Annotated in this window: 2 protein-coding genes; both read left to right on the top strand. The window is 33.8% G+C overall.

Going from position 1 to position 1,729, the window contains the following annotated elements; genetic code table 11:
• Window positions 1-910 (top strand): RHS repeat-associated core domain-containing protein (locus HMPREF9018_RS04060; protein ID WP_008448506.1); only part of this gene is annotated, 910 nt, incomplete at its 5' end.
• A 5-nt stretch (window positions 911-915) separates the two neighbouring features.
• On the top strand, window positions 916-1,380 hold the full coding sequence (locus HMPREF9018_RS04055) for a hypothetical protein (protein WP_156098928.1): 465 nt from the start codon (window positions 916-918) through the stop codon (window positions 1,378-1,380).
• Window positions 1,381-1,729 lie beyond the last annotated feature (349 nt).

The following is a 1,729-nucleotide window of genomic DNA, read 5'->3' as shown; positions in this document are numbered from 1 at the left end:
CTATCACCCCGACCACTTGGGCAGCTCAAGCTACATCACCAATCTTGATGGCGAGGTATCGCAGCACATTGAGTATGTGCCGTTCGGCGAGGTCTTCATTGAGGAGCGCAACAACACTTGGAACACACCTTACCTTTTCAATGCCAAAGAGCTTGACGAGGAAACAGGTATGTACTACTATGGTGCGAGGTACTATGAGCCGAGATTGAGTTTATGGATGAGTTGTGATCCGCTGGAAGAGAAGTATCCGAATATTTCCAGTTATGATTATTGTATGAACAACCCCGTAAAGTTTATTGATCCCGATGGAAAAAAGCTTAAGTTAGCAGGAAATCGTCAACAAAGAATTAAAATTTTAACTTACCTTCAAAAACTTACAAATGACAAATTAGGAGTTCGTCAAGATGGAATAGTATTAATAATGAAAACTGGGGTAAGGAATACTAATAAGAAACTGACTACGGGAACTGGACTTATTTCAAATATAGTTAAAAGTAATAAACAAATGACTATAGAAATAGGGAAAATTGGAAGTACAAATTATGAAACGGATGTAAACTCTACTAACGCTACGAATGGAAAAGGAACTAATGTAAAGGTGAATTTTGATATTTCAGCTAATCCATTAATTCCCACAAAAAATTCAAAAACAGGTAATGTTTCAGACCAAAACAGACCTAATGAAATTGGGTTAGCTCATGAAATGATTCATGGTGAAAGATCAATGAAGGGAAAAGCAATAGATTATTCTATAAAAAGTTCATATACATATAAAGACGTAAATGGTAAAAAGACATCTCAAATGGTACCACAAGAAGAACTTGAAACGGTAGGATTAAAAGGTAATAATACTCATAACGAGAATAATATTAGAAAAGAACAAGGATTAAAGCAAAGGGGGGCATACTGATGAATATGAAAAATATAATATGTTTAATATCTTTTATTTTATTAGGTATTGGATGTCAGAAACAAAATCCACATAATAAAATTATGTTTAAATGTGTTATCTTCCCAACAGGAATGAATTCGGAAACATATTTAATTAAGATGTTTGAATACGGACAATTAGAGGTTTCCTATGGGATTAAAACAAGTGATTCAGAAGATGAGTATTTTAATAAAATCATAAACAAAAAAAAGATTACTCTTAGCGAAGGCGATTTTAAAATTATTAAAGTTTTAAATTCAAAACTGTCAGGGTTAAATTCAATTCAGAAAGATGAAGTTAGAAAAGGTGGTTGGGAGATTTTTTTAATGAGTAACGGTAAAAAGTATCATTTTTATTATGGAGAGTATAGTAGTACATCTCTAGGATTACTTATTGAACAAATCATTAAGATTTCACCTATAAAATTAAATTTGCACAGTTGGTCTTAATTACCTCCTTAGAAACGGCAGGAAATGAAATATTCTGCCGTTTCTTGGGTAAAGCTCCAGATTGGGAGTTGAGTTCTATGTTTACATAGCAATTCAACGGAAATTATCAAAAGCGGGAAGAATAGCAATGGCAAAACAACTATTATGCCTTATGCTATTCACAGCAAGAAAATGAAAACTACGAAATTTGTCCTCATTCGCTTGCGCTTTACGAATTAATGCTTTACATTTGCAATCAAGCACTTACATATCTCCTTATGAATGCAAATGGTTTCCCATACAACGGTAAGTACGACGACTATAAGAAGCTGCAGTTCTACTATCACCCCGACCACTTGGGCAGCAGTAG

The organism is Prevotella amnii CRIS 21A-A (assembly GCF_000177355.1).
GTDB classification, from domain to species: Bacteria; Bacteroidota; Bacteroidia; order Bacteroidales; family Bacteroidaceae; genus Prevotella; species Prevotella amnii.
Note: the sequence above shows the minus strand (reverse complement) of the source record. Positions and strands in the feature narration are given on the sequence as shown.

What these genes read in the sequence shown, in the direction of transcription:
- HMPREF9018_RS04055 (WP_156098928.1), top strand. Translation starts at nt 916, where the DNA reads ATGAAAAATATAATATGTTTAATATCTTTTATTTTATTAGGTATTGGA.